Source organism: Granulosicoccus sp. 3-233, assembly GCF_052681095.1.
In genome coordinates, this window is record NZ_JBQYLE010000005.1 from 250203 (window position 1) to 266523 (window position 16321).

Sequence of the window (16321 nt, forward strand, 5' to 3'; positions counted from 1 at the left end):
GATATCTGCCTTCAATGCCACTTGCACGGCTGTCTATTCTCCGTAGGGAACCCAGATATTCTTGATATCCGTTGCCCGGTTCAGAAACTCGTGGCCTTCTCCTACCCGAGGATCCAACCAGTCGATCTGTCTGTCGAATCCACTCCAGACTCTCTTCAGATTGCCTGCCGACTGTTCTTCGACCAGTCTGGTCATGGTCGGCCCACCGAAGGCCCACAGCGCATCCACATCGTTGTGCTTGCTCAGGGTATCCGCCAGTTCCAGCGCATTGCCCGTGACAATGTTGATCACCCCGGCTGGTACGTCCGAGGTTTCCAGTACCTGATAGAAATCCGTGGCGGACAAGGGAGCCGCTTCGCTGGGAACGACAACGCAACGATTACCCGTCGCCAGCAACGGTGCGACCAGGCTGATGAATCCCAGCAAGGGAGCTTCCGCCGGGCAGACGACACCAACCACGCCCTGCGCTTCCGGTAGCGCCAGCGTCACCCCCTTGATGGGCGGCAGGTGTACGGCTCCTTCGAACTTGTCGGCCCAGGCGCCATAGCTGAACAACCTCGATATGCAGGCCTCCACTTCAGCCTGCGCCTGCTTGACCGTCACACCGGTCATGTCTCGAACACGGACGGCAAACTCCGCCTCGCGTATCGACAGGTTTTCCGCTAGGTAGTACAGGATCTGAGCTCGGTTGTGGGCAGTCTTGCTCGCCCAGCTGGCCGCCCCTCTCGCTGCCTCTACCGCGTTGCGGATATCCTTCCGGTTGCCTTCGCCCACCTCTCCCAGACATTCACCTTTCGGGGATACCACTGCTCGAGAGTAGTTTCCATCCGGTCGCGCCTGCCGACCACCGATGAACAGCTTCGCGGTTCTGTCCATGCCGAACGATGCCCCCTTGGCGGCAATGGCCATGCCTTCAGGATCGACACGTTTCGGCGCTTTCATCCAGACATCGGGCTTCAGGTAATCCAGGCAGCCTTCACGCCCACCCTCACGGCCGAAACCGCTTTCCTTGCGCCCGCCAAAGCCGACGCTGGCGTCCATTGCATTGGTCGTGTTGATCCAGACGATTCCCGCCTCCAGTGCGGCAGCCACTTCCAGTGACTGATTGACGGATTCACTCCAGACACTGGCAGCCAGACCGTAGCGCGTGTGATTGGCCAGCGCGATGGCTTCATCGAAAGTGCGGAATGTCATGGACACCACCACCGGACCGAAGATTTCCTCACATACCACGGATGAGGTCGGGTCGGCATTGCTGAGCAGTGTCGGCGGATAGAAACTGCCACCGGCCGGTATCTCGATGTCAGGCTGGAACAGCGTCGCTCCCGCCTCCACACCCTGCTGCACCATGGCTTCGACACGTTGCAACTGTACCGGGGCCACCAGTGAGCCCATATCGATACATTTGTCCAGCGACAGACCCAGGCGCAGATGCGACATGCGCAACCGCAATCGGGCATGAAAATCCTCGGCGACACCCTCTTGCACCAGAATCCGTGAGCCAGCGCAGCAGACCTGTCCCTGATTGAACCAGATGGCATCAACGACACCCTCGACGGCCGCATCCAGATCGGCATCTTCGAATACGATGAACGGTGAATTCCCGCCCAGCTCCAGGGTCAGCGACTTGCCACTGCCGGCCGTGGCTTTACGGATCCACTTGCCCACAGCCGTGGACCCGGTGAAGGCAATCTTGTCCACGTCGGCATGTTCGACCAGCAATGCACCGGTCTTACCGTCACCTGTCACGATGTTCAACACACCATCCGGTAAACCGGCAGAAGCTGCCAGTTCCGCAAACAGCAGCGCCGTCAGCGAGGTGTATTCAGCGGGCTTGAGCACCACCGTATTGCCCAGCGCCAGAGCCGGAGCTATTTTCCAGGCCATCATCAGGAAGGGAAAGTTCCACGGAATGATCTGGCCAACAACGCCAATGGCCGAATGAGTCGGAAACTCGCTGTCCTGAAGCTGCGCCCAGCCGGCATGATGGTAGAAGTGACGAGCGGCCAGCGGGATGTCGATATCACGGGTTTCCCGGATGGGCTTGCCGTTGTCCAGTGCTTCCACCACGGCAATCAGGCGTGCATGTCGCTGGATGATTCTTGCCAGCGCATAGAGAACCTTTGCTCGAGCATGCCCGGGTTGCGCCGCCCAGGCTGCCTGAGCAGCGCGTGCCGATTTCACTGCCGCATCGATATCGCTCTGTTGAGCCGTCGATAGTCGTGCAAGTGTGGCACCCGTTGCCGGTTCGAAGGTCTCGAAGCTTTCATCGCCGACGCTAGTGAACTCACCATTGATGAAATGACCGAAGCCATTCTGATGGGTCGCCAGCCATTGCCGCGCTTCCTTGTCGCTCTCGGGAGCTGGACCGTAGGACATGGTGTCAAAGTAGTTGGCTACGTTCACGTGGGTTATCCGATCGGGTGGCGGTGATGAGCGCTATAAGCGCCCTCGACATGGTGTTCCAGTTGCCGCTCGATATCACCCAGCAGACTGGATGCCCCGAAACGAAACAGTTCGGGTGTCAGCCAGGCATCGCCCAGCTCTTCCTTTACCAGCGCCAGATAGGACAGAGCATCCTTGGCCTTCGATACCCCACCCGCCGGTTTATGGCCGACAGGAAATCCTGTCAGCGACTGGTACTGACGGATCATGCGCAACATGACCATCGTGACCGGCAGCGTGGCATTAACGGCTTCCTTGCCAGTGGATGTCTTGATGAAATCGGCACCCGCCATCATGCAAACCAGGCTGGCACGCGCGATATTGTTCAGTGTCTTGAGATCTCCGGTGGCCAGAATAGCCTTTACATGTGCCTCGCCACAGGCCTCACGGTAGTCCTTCATTTCGGCATACAAGGCCTGCCAGTTACCAGTCAGCACGTGTTCGCGTGTGATGACGATATCGATCTCGCGGGCGCCGGCGGCCACGGATGCCTCGATTTCCTGCAGTTTCAGGTGGTGGGGAGACAGGCCGGCCGGGAACCCGGTTGATACCGCCGCCACCGGTATGCCACTACCCTGCAATGCACTGACCGCCACAGGCACGAAGCGGTGGTAGACACACACGGCGGCGGTCGTGATATGCCTCTGTTCCATTCCCATGGCTCGCAGCAGATCCTGACGGACCGGATTGACTGCCTTGGCGCAAAGACGCCGCACACGCCCTTCCGTATCGTCACCGTTCAGCGTTGTCAGATCCATGCAGCTGATGGCCTTGAGCAACCAGGCCGCCTGAGCGTCCTTCTTGATGGAGCGCCTGCCCGACAACGCACTGATGCGCCGGTCTGCGGCCGAGCGGTTGATGCGCACAGCTTCGACCAACCCCGAGTCCAACGGCATGCCTGTATTGCGTTGCACCGTCACGGCATGATCGTCGGAAGGTTCTGGCGCGGGGGCAACGATTTCGGCTTTTCTGGCGCTGTCACTCATGACAGACGTCGCCTGGATACCAACATGAGAATAGGTCCTTTGAACTTTCCACATAAGAGTCGCCTATTTTTGTCAGAATGTAAACATTATTTGTTAGGTTTTTTACATATATTTTTGAAAGCACCTCCAGAAACAGGCATTATTGGTGGGGTTCTCCTCAACCCATCCGCTAACAGTCGGAGTCTCACAGTGGGCAATCGCAAGCAAAATCGCCTCTCCAGATTGCTGGACCTGATCACAACCCGGTCCAGTACGCACATTCGAGATGCGGCAGAGATACTCGATGTCTCGGAGATGACCATCCGCCGTGATATCCGGGCCAATCCGGACAAGTTCGAATATCTGGGCGGTCATATCGTGCCGGCCAATCAACTGTCCAACCGACGGCCCTACGACCTGGGGCTCGCCGCTGATCTGCACGAAAGCGAAAAGATCCGGGCTTGCGAGCAATGCCTGCCACATGCCATCAACGCAGACATGATATTCGTCGATAGTGGTACAACTCTGGTACACCTGATGGACCTTCTGCCTCTGGAACTGGAGATTTCCGTTATCTGCTGTGCCATGAATGTTGCTGATCGAGCCGTCAGAAAACCCAACGTCAAACTGATCATGATCGGTGGTGAATATCATCCACCGACTACCTCCTTTCATGGCCTGGGCGCCGAGTCCATGTTCGATCGCCTCGGTATCAACACAGGCTTCTTCTCGGCCGCAGGCATCCATGGCGAACTGGGCGCTACCTGCACCCACTTCAACGAAATCCGTGTCAAACAGGCTGCAATGGCCAGCACCACTCGCAAGATTCTGGTGGCGGACAGCAGCAAGATCGGCAAGGTGCTGCCAGCCCGTTATGCGGCCCTGGATGAGTTCGACCTGGTACTTACCGAACAGGGCCCCTTCGAATTCGATGCTACGGACAGCTGAATCCACTCAAGTTCAAGCCTTGCGCGATTTGTTGTATTTCTAACATTTGTTGCATAGACTGCAACAGCGGTTTCCCACCGACGACGGGCCGCACAACCATTTCTGATCGAGCCACCGAGGACCGGAAACGTGACCCAGCAGCAGACGACTGTACCCAGCGACAACAAGATCATGGCACTGGAAGCCTTTGAACATGTTCCCAACGAAAACGTTGCCCGTTACCTGGAACTCGGCCAGATCATCGATGACCTGGTGCGTGAAAAGGAACCCGGCATGCTGGTGCACGCCCTGACACAATCCAGTCGCAACGAGATAGAAACCGTTTTTCGCTGGCTGGAAGTTTTCGAGGATTCCGCTGCCCTGGAAGCTCATCTGGGCAGCAATCATGTCGCCCATCATATCGAACAACTATCGAACGGCATTCTCACCGGCCAGATAGATCTGGTCATCTACGCCGACTGGGATGAGGACACTCGTGCGTATTGGCAGGACCGGTTCTCGGCTGTCAACTTCAGCTATGCCGCGGTGGAATCGGGTTTCTACCGCCAGCGTTGATCAATCAACTGCGGCTGCTGCCATGCCGGTGATCTCCGGCATGCCGAAACCGACCGTCACCCTGGCTCCCTGCAGATCGCTACTTCTGCCGAGTGACACGCTGGCACCCAGCCAGCGTACGATTCGCTCCACGATGGCCAGGCCAAGTCCATAGCCATGGACTGCCTGATCAGGCACATTCGGCAGACTCCCCTTCTGGAAGGGCTTGAACAGCCGTTCGACCTCCAGTTCGGGAAACCCGGGGCCGTCATCGTCGATCTGCAGCTTGACGCGTCCATCCTGCACCGAGATGGACACCCGGATTCTGCTGCGTGCATATGCAACGGCATTCTGCATGAGGTTGTTGATCAGCATCAGGGTGTAGCGCTCATCGGCCATGACCGTTGGAACATCCCCGATCACCAGCGTCTCGACACGCATCGACGCATCAGGGCTTTGCGAGTCGATGGCTTGTTGAACGATGGGTAGCAGAGACACCGCACGACGCGGCAGCTCATCCAGCCGCTGCTCCAGACGCGCAAATTCCAGCAGCACATTCACCAGCTGCTCCATACTGTCCAGATCCTTGCTGATTCTGGCCACATAGTCGCCTTGTCTGGCATCCAGTGAGGTTTCATCCAGTGCATCCACACCAAAGCGCAGACGTGCCAGAGGCGTTCGCAAATCATGGGAGACGGCACTGCTGAGCATCCGGTTATCCTCCATCAACACCTGGATTCGTTGCGCCATGGCGTTGAACTCGGACTCGATATCGTATAACTGACTGGCTGGACGGGTCTCGATTCGTTGCGACAGATCTCCCTGTCCTATGCATCTTGCAGCGGTGGCCAGCTTCTGCAGGCGCCGTATCAGCGGATACAACCAGACCAGCACCAACAGGATAATGCAGCTGTAGAAGACAATGGTCAGTAGAAGACGCAAGGCTGTCCCCCCGGAGGATGGCTGCGGAACCGTCAGCACCAGAATGCGTTGCGACTTTGGCAGCAGGAAATGCAGGGCGACACCCCTTCGGGATTCAAGCATCACGACCTGACCGTCGGCCAGCTGCACTCCCAGCGGCTCGGGCAAGGCGATGCTGTCTCGGGCAATCAGGTAGGCATCGTAGGCCTCGTCCGACGCTGGCAAGACAGACTCGGCTGGCAGTGTCTCGATGCCATCGAGCCAGGTGACCATGCGATAGCCAAGCTGCTCGGCGATCTGCAAGTCGTCATCATCCCCATGATCCAGCCTGGCAAACAGTCGGTCCATTGCCCAGCCGGCACCGACAATCGCCACGATCACCACCAGCAGCAGTGACAGACTCAAACGTCGCATGGATGACTGTCGACCGTGGAACATCACCAGGCATCCGCGGCCAGCAGATAGCCGACCCCGCGCAGCGTCTTGATCCGCCGAGGCTCCTGCGCATCGTCTTCCAGCTTTCGACGTAACCGCGAGATACAGACATCCACCGAACGATCGAAGCCGTCGTATTCGATGCCTCTGATCTCGGCAATCAGATCCTCGCGTCGCATGCACTTTCCGACATTGGCGGCCAGCAGTTGCAGTACATCGAACTCCAGCGTCGACAGGGCTACTGCCTCGTCGTTGAGGCTGGCACTACGCGATTCGACGTCGATACTCAGACCACCAATACGTATCAGGGCAGGTGCCAGCTCCTGATTGGATCGACGCAACAAGGCGCGCAGTCGAGCCAGCAGAATGCCGGGCCTGACCGGCTTGGCCAGATAGTCATCAGCCCCGCTCTCCAGGCCGTTCACTTCATCGGCCTCGGTATCGCGCGCAGTCATCATGATGATGGGCCGGGCAAAGAACTCGCGAGCCTGGCGGCACACCTCGATACCATCCATTACCGGCAGATTGAGATCGAGAATCAGTGCATCCGGCATGTCGTTTCGCAACATCTGCAGAGCCAGGTCACCCCGGGTTGCAATCGACACCAGATAGCCGTGGGAAACCAGATAGTCTGCAATCCAGCGGGCAAGCGATTCATCATCTTCCACCACCATGACATGCTGTGTCGTCTCACTGTGCATGGCTCAGAACAACCTCCAACCACTGGAGCTGCGTTTACCCGTGCGATACACCCAGGCCGTGGTCACGGTAGCCGTGGACAGTACCTCGCCCGAGACCGCTTCACGCAGGATGAAGACTTCCGACTCCGCCGAGCGATACTCATGTCGATAGACTGCCGGTGAGACTGTGGTGCAATGCAGAGCCTCTTCCAATGGCTGATGAAACAGGCACAGACGACGACCTTCAGGGTTGTTCCAGCGAAGCTGCAATCGCTGAAAGCAGACTTGCCCTCGATGCAGCGCGACGCAGCTTGAGGGGGTCACCTGCAGCTGCACCGTCGCTGCCGGAGAACGCTCGCCACTTCCCTCTTCGGCATGCGCATGACGCAAGCCTGTTCCCCGGAAGCCGGATGCCTGCAGACAGATCAGCACCCCCATCATCGTCAGGGACAGCCGTCGTGCAAGCCTCGAGCTGCGCCGCTTGCCAACGGCATCGCCACACGAGACGCAGCCTCCGCTGTCAACCTGATCAGAATACATAGTGAATTCCCGTCGTCAGGAATATCTCCTGATCATCCGTCACCAGGGGACTGTCCGTGACCGACGCCGGCAATTGCTTGAAACGCAGACGCGATGTGTAAACCCAATCCCTGCTCAACGGATAGCTGGCACCCAGCTCCACTTCCGGTATCCAGGCATGACCCGTCGTATGGGAAGGAAAACGCTGTGAAGCCTCTGCATCGGTCACACCGTACAGATAGTTGTTGAATGTGGATGAGTAGTAGCGCGCACCGACAATCCCCTGAAAATTCCAGTTGCCGACCTGCCATCGATGACCCAGCCTTGCACTGGCCTGCAGTCCGTTGTCATCGTACCAGTCTGACAGCAGACGCAATTGCAGCAGGCTGTCACCCCGGTAGGCCGTGATGCGCGTGCCGGCTGCGATGAACAAGCTGTCCCTGTCCAGAATGGCATCATTGCGTTCCTGTTCGGTGACGGGTGCGGGCGGCTCGTCTGATTCGATCGAGATATGACCGGCAATGTTCGCCAGCAGCAGATCGACGCTGAGCTCCGGAGTCTGCAACAGGTTGACACCCAGATTCAGGCCTCCGAACCAGCTATCGGTGGCTTCCACGAAGTAGCGATCATGTTGATAGCCGGCGCTGACCATCACGCCGAGTGAAAAATCACCATCGCCATTGTCGTCTGGGTTCTTGTGAGCCAGTGCGTGGCGTTCGATCTGCGCGGTCAGACCCAATTCCAGAAAACCACCGTTCTCTCGGGCCGACTCCGGTGCCGGTGGTGCACGGTCGCGAGCTGAAGCCGCCGACCAGACAGGGTGAGCCTGTCCCAGCGTCGTCATGGCCAGCACCGCCAATACAATCCTTTTCCCGTATTCCATGTCGAAAACCGTGTGGTGATGAAGCTGGCCCTCATTGACCCATATCGCCCGCTCGCGCATTGTAACGCTGCGTAACAGACATCGCCCGCAGGCAACCTTTCGCCTGGCAATCCAGCGCAGCAGCGTCACAGCGTACATACCGTTACGCGATTCGACACGGCTCCTGCCTATCGTGTGATTCCCGACATCAACCCCGTCAATGGAGTCCCCATGATGACACGATACAAACTGCTGCCCCTGGCCTTCTGTGGCGTACTGCTCACCGCCTGCTCCTCCGATGATCCCGTGGCGGAATCCGATGGTGTCCTGACCTGGCGCAGTTGCCCGGAAGATGACAGTCTCGACTGCGCCACCCTGAGAGTGCCCATGAATTACGGTGATGATCGGGCCGGCATGATCGACATTGCATTGAATCGATTACCGGCCATCCAGCAACCTTCTACCGGAGCCCTGCTGTTCAACCCCGGAGGTCCGGGCGCTTCCGGCCTCGAAGTTCTGCAGATACTGCAGGAGGTCGATAGCGTGCCGGACGCCATTCGGCAACATCATGATCTGATCGGATTTGACCCACGAGGCGTCGGCGAGAGCACGCCGATAGACTGTGACACCTCTGATGTCGACCTCCTCGGTGATTACCTGGTGGACGCCACTGCCATTGAGGCGTTCGTCGAGCAAAGCGCCGAGCTGGCCGCACGCTGCCTGGAGCAGGAAGGCGACTATCTGCTGCAGCTGGGCTCGATGAATGTGGTCCGCGACATGGACTCGATTCGCCAGTCTCTGGACCTGCCCAGACTTGACTTCATCGGCTATTCCTATGGTTCCCGACTGGCCGCTCTCTACTTGCAAACCTACCCTGACACCAGTGGCGCAGTGATTCTGGACGGCAGTCTGCGCCCGGACAGTTCGGTAGGCGCGCTCGCGGAAGGAGCCCTGTCAGCCATGCAGCGCAATCTGGAAGCCCTGTTACAGGATTGCACCATCAGTGAGCCCGACTGCGATCCAGCACGATTGCAAGACCTGCTCATCGAAAAGGTCGACGTGCTGCTGCGCGAGAACCGGGAAGCCGAACTGGCCCTGCTGGGAGAACTGGTAGTCGAGGCCAGCCAGAACCCGGCACTGGGCGAACTGTTGACTGCCCCTCTGGTCAGCTACCTGATGCGCGGGGATCGCTCCGGCCTGGAGTTGCTGGTGCAGCTGCTGGAACTGGATATCGATGACGGTGCAGAGGACGATACGCTCATCCACAAGGCCATACTGTGTGCCGATGACGCCACCCGCCCGACGGCAGAGCAACTGAGTGCCAGTCTGCCGACATTCAATGCACTGTCCGATCTGTTCGCCGAAGCCTACATCGGGCAAGCGGGCAGTTGTGCCGGTTGGCCCGAGAGCATCGATCCACTGTCACCGATTGCAACCGGCACGGCACCCGTCGCCCTGGTCATTGGGGGAACCTCGGACGCCCAGACTCCCCTGGTCTGGTCCGAAGAGATGGCACGGGCCATTGGCGGGCATTATCTCGCCTCTTCCCATCAGGGACATACCAGCGTCTTCAACGGTCAGAATGACTGTGTGGACTCGATCGTCACCACCTTCCTGCTGGACGGATTGCTGCCGGGGGCTGCAGACTGTCTGTAACTGCAAGACTGTGAACTGATCCAGACTTCCCCCGACCGGATCGCTGACCGCTGCGACGCCGGTCAAGCCGGTCGCGGGTCGCTCCGGGTTCGTGTTAGATTATTGTCACTTCTCACCTTCCGCCCCCCATGCCTTGCCCCGTCTCATGAGTGACTCTAGAGAATTCTGGTTGTACGACCTCAAGATCGAGGTCATCGGTTCCGACAGACCCATGGTCTGCGATCACCAGCCAGGGCAATACTTCATGATGCACGGGGAAAATCTCGTCTTCGGTCCGGAAGGACGATTTCCGCTCTACCCGCTGGCTGCTCTGCTGCCGCTGTTACCGGCTCGGCAGCGAGAAACCAGTGAACATGACTGGATGAGCACGGATGCTGTCATTGCCTGTCCCGATCCACATTGCGGTGGACGCTTCCGTATCACACGTACTGGCAAGCGCCGGTTCACCCACGCCGGCACCACCGGTCTGCCTGACCAGCGCGGCACCCCGCACTGGGCAGATTCCTCATCCAGCCAATAATCGATCATGAGTGTTTCGCGTACCGACCTGCGTCCGGGCTATTCCATCAGTCGCATCATCAAGGGTGGCTGGCAGCTCGCTGGCGGGCATGGCAGCTTCGATCGCCAACAGGCCGTCGATGACATGTTGCGCTTCGTAGACAATGGCATCACCACCTTCGATTGCGCCGATATCTACACCGGCGTCGAGGAGATGATCGGCGATGCCGTCAAACAGCTGCGACAACGTGACGGCGGCCCCGTTGAAGAGCGTATTCAGGTGCATACGAAGCTGGTTCCGGACCTTGACAGCTTGAGCACCATCACTCATCGCGATATCGAAGCCATCATCGATCGATCGCTCAAGCGCCTGAACCTGGAACAACTGCATCTGGTGCAGTTCTACTGGTGGGACCTTTCACTGGGTGACCCCCTGGCCAGTCTGGATGTGCTCAAGACCCTCAGGGACAAGGGCAAGATTCGTTACCTGGGTTGCACCAACTGGGACCAATCTGCCATGCAGGGTTTCGTCGACAAGGATTTCGACATGGTCTCGGCACAGGTGCAATACTCACTGCTCGACCATCGCCCCGCTGGCGCTTTCAGCCAATGGTGCTCGGACAATGACATCCGGATCCTGTGTTATGGCGTGCTGGCCGGTGGCTTCCTGACCGACCGGTGGCTGGGACAGCCCGACCCCGGCTTTGCATTCGAGAACCGATCACTCATCAAGTATCGTCTGATCATCGAGGACTTCGGCGGCTGGGACCTGTTCCAGGCGCTTCTGGAAACACTGGCCGATATCGGCAGACAACAAGGTGTTCCGCTCTCGGCAGTGGCAACCAGCTACATGCTGCAGCAGCCCCAGGTGGCGGCCACGATCATCGGCGCCCGCACGGCAGCCAACATCGGGAACACGCTGGCCAGCGCCGCTGTCTGTCTCGACGAGTCGCAGAACGCCAGCATCGAAGCCGTGACATCGCAACGTCGCGGACCACTGGGCAACGTCTATGCGCTGGAGAAGGATCGCAATGGGCCGCACGGTCGCATCATGAAATACAACCTGAACGCACCACAATGACGACCATCCCATCGCCGGATGCGTCCCACCTGGAAGTGCGCAATCTGAGCAAACGCTTTGCCGATCTGACGGCGGTCGACAATGTCTCCCTGAGTATCGAGCGCGGCTCCATTACCGGCCTCATCGGCCCGAACGGCGCTGGCAAATCCACTCTGTTCGAAACCATCGTCGGCGAGGCACGTGCCGATGAAGGCAGCATCCTGTTCAATGGCCAGGCCATTCAGGCCATGTCGGCCGATCAGATCTACCGGGCAGGACTGGCCCGTACCTTCCAGATTCCGCAGCCGTTTCCGGAAATGACGGTACTGGACAATCTGCTGCTTGCCGCACCCGGCCAACTGGGCGAAACGTTCTGGGCCCCCGTGATTCGTCCTCTGGCCATCCGCCGACAGGAAGAAATACATCTGCAGCGGGCGCAGGAGATCCTGGAATTCACAACCCTGTCCCGGGTTGCCGGCGAGGCTGCCAGGAACCTCTCTGGCGGACAACAGAAACTGCTGGAGCTTTCACGCGTGCTGATGGGCAAGCCGGAACTGATCATGCTTGACGAACCCGCCGCCGGGGTCAACCCTGCATTGACCAACCTGCTGATGGACAGGATTCATGCCCTGAATGATCAGGGCATCACCTTTCTGATCATCGAACACAACATGGATCTCATCATGCGGCATTGCCAGCCCATCATCGCCATGGCCAGTGGCCGGGTGATCTTCACAGGCACCGCGGCCGAGGCCATGGACTGCGATGAACTGCTGGAGAGCTATCTGGGCGACATGAGCGTCATTCCCGCATGATGGCCACGCAACTCAGCACCGGCCTGAAGGTCGACCAGCTCACCGCCGGCTATGTTCCCGGCATGCCGATCATCTCGGATGTCAGCCTGGCCATGAAGCATGGCGAGATCGTCTGTATCATCGGCCCCAATGGCGCCGGAAAATCAACCCTGCTGAAAGCCATCGCAGGCTTGCTGAAGGTGGAGTCGGGAACGGTGTCTCTCGACGACAGACTCATCACCGGCATCAGCCCGGACCGACTCTCGCAATCGGGAGTTGCCCTGGTGCCACAGCTGGACAATATCTTCCGCACCATGAGCGTCGAGCAGAATCTGCGACTGGCAGCACGTCGCTGTGAAGAGCCCTGGCGTCAGGCGGTCGACGAGATGCTCGAACTCTTTCCGGTACTGGCCGAGCGGTACAGCTCCAGAGCCGGTTCCCTGTCGGGTGGACAACGACAGTTTCTGGCCATCGCGATGGCTCTGGTTGCCTCGCCCTCCCTGTTGTTGCTGGATGAACCCAGCGCCGGTCTGTCACCCAAGGCCGCGCAGGAAGTTCTTGGCATGCTGCCGGATCTTGCCCGCACGCGGGTTGCCATACTGATGGTGGAGCAGAATGTCAGAGCAGCGTTGACAGTCTCCGACCGGGCCTATGTGCTGGCCGAAGGTCGCAACCAGCACGAGGGCGATGCCCGAGCATTGATGAATGACCCTGTTCTGGGTGAAATCTACATGGGCGCGCGACGCGTGGAGGCACATGCTGCAAAGTCTGTTTGACGGAATCCTGGTGGGCTCGATTCTGTCGCTCGGAGCGATAGGCCTGACCCTGATCATGCATATCCTGCGCTTCGCCAATTTCTCTCACGCCGAGCTGATTTCGATGGGTGCCTATTTCACCCTGACGCTGGATGCCGTTTTCACTGCATTCTCCCGTGCCCTGTCCAGCAAACTGCCGATGCTGAGTGTGTCCGTGTCGCTGATGCTGGCCATGCTGGCGGCCTTGCTGATCACTGGCGTGCTTGCCGCCATCATCGACAAGCTGGTGTTCAAGCGCCTGCGAGAACAGGCCGGCCCATTGACCATGGTGTTCGCCTCCTTTGGTATCGGTCTGATCATTCGCAACGTCATCGGTCTAATCTACGGCCTGAAGTCGGTTCACTACAACAACGACATAGCCTTCGCGATGATGATCAGCAGCGATCCCCTGTTGCTGATCAAGGCCGACCAGCTGTTCATCCTGGCACTGACACTGCTGGTGATGGTGTCACTGCACCTGTTCATGTCCAGAACCTCGGTGGGCTTTGCACTCAAGGCCATTTCCGAAAATCCGGTGCTGGCACAGATCAACGGCATCAATCTGGCGTCGATGGTACGGCTGGCCTGGCTGCTCGGCGGCGCCCTGGCGGCCATCGCCGGTGTCTGTTATGCACTGAACAACCAGCTCAGCCCGGTCATGGGCCGTGATCTGGTCCTGTCGCTGTTTGCCGCGGCCATCGTCGGCGGTATCGGCAGCATCCATGGCGCGGCCCTGGGCGGCCTGATCGTCGGCCTTGCATCCAGCCTGGCATTGCTGATCATTCCTGCCGGTTACAAACCGGCGGTGCCGTTCCTCATCATTCTGCTGGTGCTCTATCTGCGCCCCAATGGCCTGTTCGGAGAAGAACGGTGATCGGCATCATTTCCTATCTCGCCTTCTTTCTGACCATCGCGCTGATCATGGCCATAGCCGTGCTCGGTCTCAACCTGCAATGGGGCTATACGGGTCTGTTCAATGGCGGCATCGTTGCCTTCTTCGGGGCCGGCGCCTATGGCATCATCCTGCTGGGCGGGCCGGACAGAATCGATGGTCTAGGCGGCTTTTCCCTGCCCTACCCTGTTGCCCTGCTGGGCGGTATAGCGCTCGCAGGTCTGCTGGCTCTGCTCGTCGGCCTGGCCACCACGCGGCTGCGCCACGATTATCTGGCAATCGCCACCTTCGGCGTGGCCATCGCCATGGAATCCCTGATGCGCAATGCCAGCTGGCTGACCGGCGGGGCCACCGGATTGCGCGGCTTCGAACGCCCGTTCGAAGCGCTGGTCGGCAACAGCTTTGCCTACAACCTGCTGTTTCTGTTCTTCGTGGTGCTGTGTGTCAGTCTGGTTTTCCTGTTTCTGGAAATTCTGGTGCGCTCCCCATTCGGCCGCTTGCTCAGGGCCGTGCGGGAAAACGAACGGGCGGCCCGCTCATTGGGTAAATCACCCTCCGCGGTACGGCTCACGGCCTTCATCATCGGTGCCATGATCATGGGGCTGTCCGGTGCCCTGTACGCTACCTTCTACGCCTTCATCAGTCCCCAGGATCTGGCCCCCATCCTGACTTTCCAGATCTGGGCCATGCTGATTGTCGGTGGTAGTGGCAACAATGCCGGAGCCGTGCTCGGTACGCTGGTGGTCTGGGGTGCCTGGGTCGGCAGCGGCTGGTTGCTGACCGCCATCGTACCGACCCATCTGCAGCTGTACACCGGCTCCATCCAGTACATCCTGGTGGGTTCCATCATCGTGTTCTCCCTGCTGTGGCGACCTCGCGGCCTGCTGCCGGAGAAACTCAGTGTCCACCCCTACCCACCAGCCAACCCTGATGCTGCAGCTCAGTCATCAGCCTCATCCCGTTCCCCAAGCCACCCAGCCGAGAATACACAGTGAAAAAACGCATTGCATTCATGACCCGTCTGTATTCAACCTGCCTGCTGTTGCTCGCAGGCCTGTCCCTGATGGCGCCTCTTGCCTCTGCACAGGCTGCCGACTGCACCACGAAAATCGGTGCCGTTCTGCCGACCTCGGTGGACTGGGGACGACCGATCGCTGCTACCGCCCAGTTTGCGGTGGAGCTCTACAATGAATCCGGCGGTGTCAAGGGCTGCGATGTCGAGATGGTGCTGCGAGACACGCAGACCGATCCCAAGATCGGTGTGGATGCGGCCAAGGCGCTGGTGGATCTGGACAAGGTGCCCGTGCTGATTGGCGCCGTGTCCAGCGGCGTCTCCATGCCCATCCTGACATCGGTCACTGCGCCTTCCGGTGTCATGCAGATGTCCTGCTGCTCCTCGTCAACCGCGTTTACCGATGTCGCCAGAGAGGGCAAGACCAAAGGCCTGTGGTTCAGAACCTTTGCCACCACCCGCAACCAGGCCGCCATCGCGGCCAAGCTGATCAAGGATCGCGGATACAAGAGTGTCGGCATCTTCTACAAGAATGATGACTGGGGCCAGGATATCGGCAAGCTGGTCGCCGCCGACCTGGAGACCCTGGGTATCGAGGTCACGACCTCTGCGGCAATCAACGATGCACAGCCATCCTACCGGGCAGAAGTGACCTCGATGCTGAAGACCGGACCCGAGGCAATCTATCTGGCTCTGTACCCGACCGAGGGCATCGCCCTGGTTCGGGAATGGTTGTCACTGGGTGGCACACAGGAATTCGTGGCAGCCAACTCGCTCAAATCCGATGAGTTTCGCGATGGCGTCGGCATGCAGTATCTGGAAAAACTGATCGGCCATGATTCTGCCCCGCCGCGGACCGACTCGGCCACCACTTTTGTCGACATGTACAAGGCCAAGTTCAGTGCCGAGCCCAATGGTCCCGGACTGCCGAACAGCTTTGATGCGGTCATGATCTCCCTGCTGGCGATGGACGCGGCCGCAGAGCTCGAAGGTGCCACCATTGCGGCGAGTGTGCCCCGGGTCACCGATCCCGATGGCACGCCCATCTTCCCGGATGTGGCAGGACTGAAGCAGGCGCGCGAACTGCTGGCAGCCGGTGAGAACATTTCCTATCAGGGCGCGACCGGTGCCGTGGTATTCGATGCCAATGGCGATGTCTCCGCCCCGGCCGTGGCCTGGACGTTCAGTGAAACCGGTGTGGAAGAAGCGGCCTATTACCCTCTGGCTGACGTCGACGCCTTCATCGGTACGCTGGCGAACCAGTAGAATCCGACCTCTCTCGATACACGCACGAAGAATCAGCCAA

16 protein-coding genes are annotated in these 16321 nt (G+C 59.2%); 10 read left to right on the top strand and 6 right to left on the bottom strand.

Annotated features, from left to right (window positions below; all coding sequences use genetic code 11):
- Positions 1–33 precede the first annotated feature (33 nt).
- Together ACUNV4_RS15240 and deoC are read right to left on the bottom strand one after the other, a co-directional pair.
- Positions 34–2406: an aldehyde dehydrogenase family protein gene (locus ACUNV4_RS15240; RefSeq protein ID WP_430879438.1), complete on the bottom strand. Its 2373-nt coding sequence runs from the start codon at positions 2404–2406 to the stop codon at positions 34–36.
- A 5-nt stretch (positions 2407–2411) separates the two neighbouring features.
- A complete protein-coding gene (gene deoC / locus ACUNV4_RS15245; protein WP_430879439.1) occupies positions 2412–3431 on the bottom strand; it encodes a deoxyribose-phosphate aldolase in 1020 nt (339 codons plus the stop codon).
- A 189-nt stretch (positions 3432–3620) separates the two neighbouring features.
- Here deoC and ACUNV4_RS15250 point away from each other — a divergent pair, with 189 nt between their 5' ends.
- Together ACUNV4_RS15250 and ACUNV4_RS15255 are read left to right on the top strand one after the other, a co-directional pair.
- Complete coding sequence (locus ACUNV4_RS15250) at positions 3621–4358, top strand: DeoR/GlpR family DNA-binding transcription regulator (protein WP_430879440.1); 738 nt, start codon at positions 3621–3623, stop codon at positions 4356–4358.
- 129 nt (positions 4359–4487) lie between these two features.
- A complete protein-coding gene (locus tag ACUNV4_RS15255) occupies positions 4488–4913 on the top strand; it encodes a putative quinol monooxygenase (RefSeq protein ID WP_430879441.1) in 426 nt (141 codons plus the stop codon).
- Here ACUNV4_RS15255 and ACUNV4_RS15260 read toward each other — a convergent pair whose 3' ends face one another.
- From ACUNV4_RS15260 to ACUNV4_RS15275, 4 genes are read right to left on the bottom strand one after another with little or no spacing between them, the layout of a single operon-like run.
- Positions 4914–6251 (bottom strand): ATP-binding protein, encoded by a 1338-nt coding sequence (locus ACUNV4_RS15260; protein ID WP_430879442.1) that lies wholly within the window; start codon positions 6249–6251, stop codon positions 4914–4916.
- Positions 6251–6949 carry a response regulator gene (locus tag ACUNV4_RS15265; protein ID WP_430879443.1) on the bottom strand — a complete coding sequence of 233 codons (699 nt, stop codon included), beginning with the start codon at positions 6947–6949 and terminating at the stop codon, positions 6251–6253. Before ACUNV4_RS15265 ends, ACUNV4_RS15260 begins: the two co-directional genes overlap by 1 nt.
- Positions 6950–6952: 3 nt before the next feature.
- Positions 6953–7468, bottom strand: coding sequence for a DUF3019 domain-containing protein (locus tag ACUNV4_RS15270; RefSeq protein WP_430879444.1), 516 nt, complete (start codon positions 7466–7468; stop codon positions 6953–6955).
- Entirely contained in the window at positions 7458–8330 is an 873-nt protein-coding gene (locus ACUNV4_RS15275) for a MipA/OmpV family protein (RefSeq protein WP_430879445.1), read from the bottom strand. Before ACUNV4_RS15275 ends, ACUNV4_RS15270 begins: the two co-directional genes overlap by 11 nt.
- Positions 8331–8543: 213 nt before the next feature.
- On the opposite strand from ACUNV4_RS15275, the gene ACUNV4_RS15280 reads away from it, so the two are divergent.
- The 8 genes from ACUNV4_RS15280 to ACUNV4_RS15315 all read left to right on the top strand — a co-directional run bounded on the left by ACUNV4_RS15280 (position 8544) and on the right by ACUNV4_RS15315 (position 16281).
- Positions 8544–9965, top strand: a complete 1422-nt coding sequence (locus ACUNV4_RS15280) for an alpha/beta hydrolase (protein WP_430879446.1) — start codon at positions 8544–8546, stop codon at positions 9963–9965.
- Between the two features lie 145 nt (positions 9966–10110).
- Positions 10111–10485 carry a TIGR04076 family protein gene (locus tag ACUNV4_RS15285; RefSeq protein WP_430879447.1) on the top strand — a complete coding sequence of 125 codons (375 nt, stop codon included), beginning with the start codon at positions 10111–10113 and terminating at the stop codon, positions 10483–10485.
- A 6-nt stretch (positions 10486–10491) separates the two neighbouring features.
- A complete protein-coding gene (locus ACUNV4_RS15290; protein ID WP_430879448.1) occupies positions 10492–11544 on the top strand; it encodes an aldo/keto reductase in 1053 nt (350 codons plus the stop codon).
- Positions 11541–12338 carry an ABC transporter ATP-binding protein gene (locus tag ACUNV4_RS15295; RefSeq protein WP_430879449.1) on the top strand — a complete coding sequence of 266 codons (798 nt, stop codon included), beginning with the start codon at positions 11541–11543 and terminating at the stop codon, positions 12336–12338. The genes ACUNV4_RS15290 and ACUNV4_RS15295 overlap by 4 nt, the downstream gene beginning before the upstream one ends.
- Positions 12335–13093 carry an ABC transporter ATP-binding protein gene (locus tag ACUNV4_RS15300; RefSeq protein ID WP_430879450.1) on the top strand — a complete coding sequence of 253 codons (759 nt, stop codon included), beginning with the start codon at positions 12335–12337 and terminating at the stop codon, positions 13091–13093. The genes ACUNV4_RS15295 and ACUNV4_RS15300 overlap by 4 nt, the downstream gene beginning before the upstream one ends.
- Positions 13074–13985: a branched-chain amino acid ABC transporter permease gene (locus tag ACUNV4_RS15305; protein WP_430879451.1), complete on the top strand. Its 912-nt coding sequence runs from the start codon at positions 13074–13076 to the stop codon at positions 13983–13985. The genes ACUNV4_RS15300 and ACUNV4_RS15305 overlap by 20 nt, the downstream gene beginning before the upstream one ends.
- The gene (locus ACUNV4_RS15310) at positions 13982–14998 is read left to right on the top strand and encodes a branched-chain amino acid ABC transporter permease (RefSeq protein ID WP_430879452.1); all 1017 of its coding nucleotides are present in this window, start codon (positions 13982–13984) and stop codon (positions 14996–14998) included. Before ACUNV4_RS15305 ends, ACUNV4_RS15310 begins: the two co-directional genes overlap by 4 nt.
- A complete protein-coding gene (locus ACUNV4_RS15315) occupies positions 14995–16281 on the top strand; it encodes an ABC transporter substrate-binding protein (RefSeq protein ID WP_430879453.1) in 1287 nt (428 codons plus the stop codon). Before ACUNV4_RS15310 ends, ACUNV4_RS15315 begins: the two co-directional genes overlap by 4 nt.
- Positions 16282–16321: the final 40 nt, after the last annotated feature.

What these genes read in the sequence shown, in the direction of transcription:
- deoC (WP_430879439.1), bottom strand. Translation starts at nt 3,431, where the DNA reads ATGAGTGACAGCGCCAGAAAAGCCGAAATCGTTGCCCCCGCGCCAGAA.
- ACUNV4_RS15260 (WP_430879442.1), bottom strand. Translation starts at nt 6,251, where the DNA reads ATGTTCCACGGTCGACAGTCATCCATGCGACGTTTGAGTCTGTCACTG.
- ACUNV4_RS15265 (WP_430879443.1), bottom strand. Translation starts at nt 6,949, where the DNA reads ATGCACAGTGAGACGACACAGCATGTCATGGTGGTGGAAGATGATGAA.
- ACUNV4_RS15270 (WP_430879444.1), bottom strand. Translation starts at nt 7,468, where the DNA reads ATGTATTCTGATCAGGTTGACAGCGGAGGCTGCGTCTCGTGTGGCGAT.
- ACUNV4_RS15275 (WP_430879445.1), bottom strand. Translation starts at nt 8,330, where the DNA reads ATGGAATACGGGAAAAGGATTGTATTGGCGGTGCTGGCCATGACGACG.
- ACUNV4_RS15280 (WP_430879446.1), top strand. Translation starts at nt 8,544, where the DNA reads ATGACACGATACAAACTGCTGCCCCTGGCCTTCTGTGGCGTACTGCTC.
- ACUNV4_RS15285 (WP_430879447.1), top strand. Translation starts at nt 10,111, where the DNA reads ATGAGTGACTCTAGAGAATTCTGGTTGTACGACCTCAAGATCGAGGTC.
- ACUNV4_RS15290 (WP_430879448.1), top strand. Translation starts at nt 10,492, where the DNA reads ATGAGTGTTTCGCGTACCGACCTGCGTCCGGGCTATTCCATCAGTCGC.
- ACUNV4_RS15295 (WP_430879449.1), top strand. Translation starts at nt 11,541, where the DNA reads ATGACGACCATCCCATCGCCGGATGCGTCCCACCTGGAAGTGCGCAAT.
- ACUNV4_RS15300 (WP_430879450.1), top strand. Translation starts at nt 12,335, where the DNA reads ATGATGGCCACGCAACTCAGCACCGGCCTGAAGGTCGACCAGCTCACC.
- ACUNV4_RS15305 (WP_430879451.1), top strand. Translation starts at nt 13,074, where the DNA reads ATGCTGCAAAGTCTGTTTGACGGAATCCTGGTGGGCTCGATTCTGTCG.